6 protein-coding genes are annotated in these 6,467 nt (G+C 40.2%); 4 read left to right on the top strand and 2 right to left on the bottom strand.

Annotated elements, in window-relative coordinates; genetic code table 11:
- The coding region (locus ACTCNA_RS17205) for a zinc ribbon domain-containing protein (protein ID WP_462949175.1) at positions 1-377 on the bottom strand (377 nt) is incomplete at its 3' end.
- A gap of 9 nt (positions 378-386) precedes the next feature.
- The gene (locus ACTCNA_RS17200) at positions 387-1,685 is read right to left on the bottom strand and encodes a hypothetical protein (protein WP_462949174.1); all 1,299 of its coding nucleotides are present in this window, start codon (positions 1,683-1,685) and stop codon (positions 387-389) included.
- Between the two features lie 188 nt (positions 1,686-1,873).
- Between ACTCNA_RS17200 and ACTCNA_RS17195 the strand changes: the two genes are divergently transcribed.
- The 4 genes from ACTCNA_RS17195 (at position 1,874) to ACTCNA_RS17180 (ending at position 6,360) form a co-directional block, all read left to right on the top strand.
- Complete coding sequence (locus ACTCNA_RS17195) at positions 1,874-2,209, top strand: hypothetical protein (RefSeq protein WP_462949173.1); 336 nt, start codon at positions 1,874-1,876, stop codon at positions 2,207-2,209.
- 486 nt (positions 2,210-2,695) lie between these two features.
- On the top strand, positions 2,696-5,557 hold the full coding sequence (locus ACTCNA_RS17190; RefSeq protein WP_462949172.1) for a M1 family metallopeptidase: 2,862 nt from the start codon (positions 2,696-2,698) through the stop codon (positions 5,555-5,557).
- Positions 5,558-5,636: 79 nt separating this feature from the next.
- Positions 5,637-5,855: a Thivi_2564 family membrane protein gene (locus ACTCNA_RS17185; RefSeq protein WP_462949171.1), complete on the top strand. Its 219-nt coding sequence runs from the start codon at positions 5,637-5,639 to the stop codon at positions 5,853-5,855.
- Positions 5,856-5,937: 82 nt separating this feature from the next.
- Positions 5,938-6,360: a hypothetical protein gene (locus ACTCNA_RS17180; RefSeq protein ID WP_462949170.1), complete on the top strand. Its 423-nt coding sequence runs from the start codon at positions 5,938-5,940 to the stop codon at positions 6,358-6,360.
- Positions 6,361-6,467: the final 107 nt, after the last annotated feature.

Below are 6,467 nucleotides of genomic sequence, written 5' to 3'. Positions count from 1 at the left end.
GAAAGGAAACTAAGCGCCAGCGTGAGTATGATTCTTTTGCGCAGAAATGTATTCAGCGTAAAATTGATGAATAAAACCAAACTCAACGTAGCCGGGTATTTTGACCAGGTGATGTTGTTATTCGCAATAAAATCGATGAGTAAGGTGATAACAATACCGGAAACAAGTATCAGCCCCGATATTTGCCAGAAGATTTTTCGTTTCTGGTAGCCGGTTAACTGCTGATAGTCTGTAAACAGTTTTTCTTCCCGTCGAAATTTCCCCGATTTAATGAAAGTTTCGTTACCGGCAGTATTTTCCAGTAGCGGCTCTCCGCATAACGAGCAAAAATTGGCATTTTCTTCTACTTCCACTCCGCAATTCGGACATTGTACCATAACTCTCTATTAATTAGTTTTCAGTTCAACTGAAATATTCTGATCGCGTAAAAACTGCAGAAACTTTTCTTCAAATTCCTGCGAATGTGTGCTATTCCCAAAACTCAACGTCAGTTTATTGCCAAAACCGGCCACACCGCAACTAATTTTCAGCATCTTGTTGGGCGGCGGCGGCATCATTATAAAATAGTCGATCAATCCGGCAGTTTCACCGGGCAAATCTATTTTCCCCAGGTTGGTAATTACCCCGCTGTACTGGCTCGTGCCCAATGAATAGTATTTCAGGCGCAGGATCAGACTTTTTAAAAACAAGGGTATTCCTCTTACAAACAGTTTTCTTTCGCTGCCCACGTTTCTTGAAATATTTTTATTGATCAGCTTTTCATCGGTTTCCAGTTTCATCTGGTGGTACACTGCTTTAACAATCTCATTGAACGTATAATGGCCAAGACGCAAATCAATTTCCGGCATCACAAACAACGAAAAATTCCGTTTGGTTTTCGATGGAAATATATTCCGCAAATTCACAGGAACCTGAATACGAAGTTTTTTCTGTTTTTTATACCTGCTGAAACCATTCAGACTTTCATGAATTTCCTGCAAAACAAAAAGATAAATTGATACCAGATAAACCGTTATGCTTACTCCTTTGGTTTGTGCCATCTCTTTAATTTCTACCAGCGGAATAATTGCATGCTGCCGGGTGAAGCGGGGATGTGATTTTAACGAATAAGGCAGGTGAAAAGCCTTCGATCGTTTTACCATTGGCGGAATATCTGCCTTGAAGTAGCGGTTGTAAGCATCTTCGTATTCCTCCTCCGAAATACGATTAACTGTTTCGCCAATCCGGTATTCGTTGGGAATTTCGATGCCACATTCAGCCGAATAAAGGATGAGAATAGTTTTAAGAAACTCAAATGCACCGGTGCCATCGGTTAAAATATGCGAGCATTCAACGCTGATGCTGTTGTCTTTTACAGGAATTCGTATTAACAAACTTCCTTTGGGAAATTTTCTGCACAACCCGCGTTCATCGGGCTCAACGGGAATATGTTTTGGAAGTTGCTCGAGGTAAAACCAGAAAAATCCTTCGCGAAGTTGAACCCTGAAAAACGGAAAGCGCTTTTCAGCCTGCAAAACTGCTTTTTGGATCGGTTTTATTTTAACGGGTTGTTTTAACATGACCGTCAACCTGAAAACCGCGGTAACATTTTCGGTGATAATTGCCGGAAATATTTTGGCAGCATTATCGAGGGCAAACCAAAATTTGCCGGGTTCTGGTTCTGTATTGCTGATTTTTCTGTTCAAAAAAATATTCTTTTAATAAAAAAACATTGCCGTTTTTCAAATTTATGAATTATTCAGAGATTAGTTGCATTAAGACAAATTACATCCACCCAAATGTGTGAATGATGTAATAATTATTCTGAATTGTGTAACAGTCAGGATGATTTTCCCCGGTACCTTTGGGTATATTTAAATTAATACATTTCAAAATGAAAAAAGCTATTTTCTTTGTATTCGTAATGATTTTCACGTTTAGCGCTACATTGGCATTTGCCAATAAATCGGATTCAAACTCCGAACCGGAAAAAACTGCAGTTCCCGTGAAAACGGAAAACAAACTTACCGATGAAGAGATTGACAAGATTACCAAACGTGTTGAAGAAATCCGTAAAATGGATAAAAGTGACCTGACATCTGAAGAAAAAAGTGAATTAAAAAAGGAGCTGAAGGGAATGAAAAAAGATGTAAAGAAATCTGGCGGAACGATTTACATTGGTGGCGCAACGCTGGTTTTAATTATCATCCTGGTACTCTTATTGGTTTAATCGGGGTAGTTTAAAATTTGTGCAATTCTTTTTAAAAGGTTGCACAATTTTTTTTTGTTTATGCTATAATGTATTTAGTTGCAATTCATTGAGAATTAGGATGAAGGTCAACGGAGCGAGTCCCCCTTTGGTTGATATTTTTATTTTGGAAACGGATGTTTAATACCAAAGGGGGATTTCAGGAGGATTCAAGATTTTAAGGTGGGGAAAAATTAGTTCTCAAACCCCCTTTGTTCCCCCTTTAATTGGTAAAAATCAATTTTCTATGGCATCAAATGCAATTAAAGGGGGACAAGCTCCGAACAACGCCATAAATAAATAAAAACCATGGCAGGAATCTATTCGACAAAAATCAAACAGAAAATACCTTCCATCACTTGCGGTTCCCGGAGGTTATTTTTAATTTTTTTGTTTGTTTCACTGTCATTCTACCAAACTTTGTCTCAGGAATATTTTCAGCAGGAAGTCAATTACAAAATAAATGTTTTGCTGAATGATACACTTCATCAATTAAATGCGTTTGAAACCCTTGAATACATCAATAATTCACCCGACACGCTTCATTTTATCTGGTTCCACTTGTGGCCGAATGCCTATTCAAACAACAACACTCCATTAGCCAAACAGGTATTCCGGGCGAACGGGAAGTCAACGTTATTCAACGATCCGGAATTGAGCGGGTTTATCGATTCACTAAACTTTAAAGTAAACGACAGGCAGGTTCGATGGAAATTATTACCCGGCCAGTCCGATATTTGCCGGATTGATCTGAACGAACCCCTGAATCCTGGCGACACAATAATTATTACAACCCCATTCCGTGTAAAAATTCCAAAAGGCGTAACATCCCGCTTGGGCCATATCGGCGAATCCTATCAGATTTCGCAGTGGTACCCCAAACCGGCAGTTTACGATCAGGATGGCTGGCACCAAATGCCTTACCTCGATCAGGGTGAATTTTATTCTGAATTTGGAAGTTTCGATGTAAGAATCACACTGCCTGATAATTATATTGTGGGAGCAACCGGGAACCTGCAAAACCAAAGCGAAAGGGAAATGCTTGAAAAACTTGCTGCCGATACCTCATGGGTAAATGCTTCGCACATCGGGAAAGTCCCTTTTCCGGTGTCATCAAAACAGAATAAAACGCTGCAATATATTGCAGATGGAGTGCATGATTTTGCCTGGTTTGCCGATAAGCGGTTTAATGTGATGAAGGGGAAAGTAAAACTTCCCGGTTCGGACAGGGAAGTAACTACCTGGGTGATGTTTACCAACCGGCAGTCAAATCTTTGGAAAGACGCTTTGGATTATGTGAATGAAGTTATTTTATGGGCTTCAGAAAAAATTGGTGATTATCCGTATGAGAGTTACACGGCAGTTCAAAGCGCTCTGAGCGCCGGCTACGGAATGGAATACCCGGGTATCACGGTGATTGGCATGACTGAAGATGCTTACTCGCTTGACGAAGTGCTGGCCCACGAAATTTTGCATAACTGGTTTTACGGGGCGCTGGCATCCAATGAGCGAAAAGTACCGTTCATGGACGAAGGCATAACGAGTGCATATACAGCGCGGTACATGAAAGAAAAATATCCTTTGAAAAAACTTTGGCAGATTTATTTTAGAAACTGGAAACTGGCCCGTATTTTAACGATTGACCAATTGCCTGTGGAACGGATGCAGGAACTGGAATGGCTTATACAGGCCCGCAGTAACCTCGAACAGCCCGTAAACCTGCCGGCTGACGAATACAGTGATTCAAATTATGGCATCATGCTTTACAATAAAGCTGCTATCGCCCTTAATTACCTGCGGGCTTATCTCGGAGATACGCTTTTTGATGCGACCATGCATGAGTATTACCAAATCTGGAAATTCAGACACCCCCACCCCAACGATTTGCGCTGTGTATTTGAAAACGTTACAGGCAACGATTTAACCTGGTTTTTTGATGATTTAATAGGAACGACCCAACGGCTGGACTATAAAATGGTTAGGCTGGAGAATCAAAAACTACTTGTAAAAAATAATGGGGAACTGGTATCGCCGTTAGTTATAGCCGGGATGACCGGAGATTCCATTTTTTTTGAAAAATGGGTGCAAGGCTTTGAAGGAGAGAAATGGATTGAAATACCCGATGGTGAATATTCAGAAATAAAAATCGATCCCGGACATGTTATGCCCGAACTTTTCAGGAGGAACAACAATATAAAAAAAACCGGTGCATTTCCCAGGGCAGATCCCTTACAAACCCAGCTCCTTTTTACCGTTGAAAATCCTGAAAAACACACACTGATGTATATTCCGGCAATAAACTGGACCCGCGAAAACGGGTTTATGGCGGGCATGGCGTTCCACAATGGCTTCATCATTCCAAAACCGGTGGAGTATTTTGTGATGCCGTTTTATGCATTCGGCAATAACGATTTGGCAGGGTTTGGCCGGGTGGCTTACAATATTACACCATACGATAAATTTATCAGGCTGGCAGCCATTTCTTTGGAAGGCACCCAATTCGGCGCACCGGGCAATCAAAACTACCAAAAGGTAAAAACCGGCGTTGAGTTGTATTTCAGAAACCAAGACATGACTTCCCCGTTAACTCATAGTTTATTTGGGAATTACATCTCTGCCTCCAGCCTTTATCAGATTGAATTTCAGGAAAAGGCAAAAATGGATTCCTATTTGCAATTTGGTTATCGGTTAGAGAAGAACAGCAACATGAATCCACTTACGTTTCAGGCCGATTTTGAATCCGGAAAATCATTTCAAAAAACTTCGGTTGAATTCAATTACAGGTTGAGTTACTATGGCCGGGATAAAGGACTGGATTTCCGGTTATTTGCCGGGACCATGCTGAAAGAGGATTTAAACATTCCTTTTTACTCGTTCTCACCCGGTGGAAGAAGTGGCCGCGAACTGTATCTTTACGAGGGAACGTACCCCGACCGCTTTGCGGTTTTTCCCACCCATTTCTGGTCGCGGCAAATGAGCCTTTCTGAAGGAGGTTTAATATCACCGGTGAACGATAGTCTGGGTTACAGCCGCTGGCTTGTTTCCCTGTCATTTACAAGCAGTTTGCCCGGGAAAATTGGTTGGGTGCCTGTAAAGCCTTTTGTCAATCTGCTTTTAAACGATAGAGGTTTCGGCAGCGGAAACGATTCGCCCATATTCTTTGAAGCAGGCTTAAAAACGGGCATCAAAAATATTTTCGAAATTTATGTCCCATTGCTGGTTTCCCAGAACATTGAATCAGCCAGCGGATCATTCAAAAACCGGATCCGTTTTGTATTCTCTCTCGATTCGTTTAGGCAATTTAAATTGAATTCAAATGGTGGGTTTTAAACTACCTAAATGTGTGAATTATGTAATGAATGACCAAAATTATGTAATACTTTTTAGTTTAAAAAAGCTGACATTTGTTATGTACGATTTAGTAAAAATTAAAAATTTAATCATGCCCGTATTAACTATTCTTGTCGTTATTATTGTTGCAGGAGTTATTCTCTGGTTGGTAAACAGCTATATTCCCATGCAGCGCACCGTTAAAAATATTTTAAATGCCGTTGTTGTAATTATTCTTGTAGTGTGGTTGCTCAATGTATTTGGAATATTGGACAGTTTAAAAAACGTGACCGTTTAGCGGCGCTTTGTAATGTAACAATTTATAAAAAACTGACCCGGCAGATTTATTAACTTAGGGAAAAATAAAAAATTATTCCGTCATGAATAAACCAAAAAAAATAACCAACAAATCGGGCAAACTGCGCCGGGCTGCAGAAAAATTGATTAACAAAAAAAAGAAAGGTTCAGAAGCGTCACTTTCCGAAACTGATAAATTAAAACTCATTCACGAACTTGAAGTGCATCAGTTGGAACTGGAAATGCAAAATGAAGAATTGAAGCAGGCCAGTGAAAAAGCTGAACTTGCCGAGAAAAAATATACCAAATTATATGATTTTGCCCCTACCGGATATCTTACACTCACAAAAGAAGGTGAAATTTCAGAACTGAATTTTAGTGCTGCACTTTTACTGGGCAAGGAACGCTCATACCTGATTGAAAAGCGTTTTGCTCTTTTTGTTTCTGCTGATACAAGAGCCGTATTTAATACTTTTGTTCAAACCATATATCAAACCAAACCATGATCTGCGCGGTCCAATTAGCAGTTTTATGGAACTTACCCGGTTTATTTCCGGGGAAGTGGCGGATTTAACCACGGCAGATATAAAACGGATAACCACAAGTATGATGA

The sequence above is a fragment of the Tangfeifania sp. genome (genome assembly GCF_055108615.1).
Note: the sequence above shows the minus strand (reverse complement) of the source record. Positions and strands in the feature narration are given on the sequence as shown.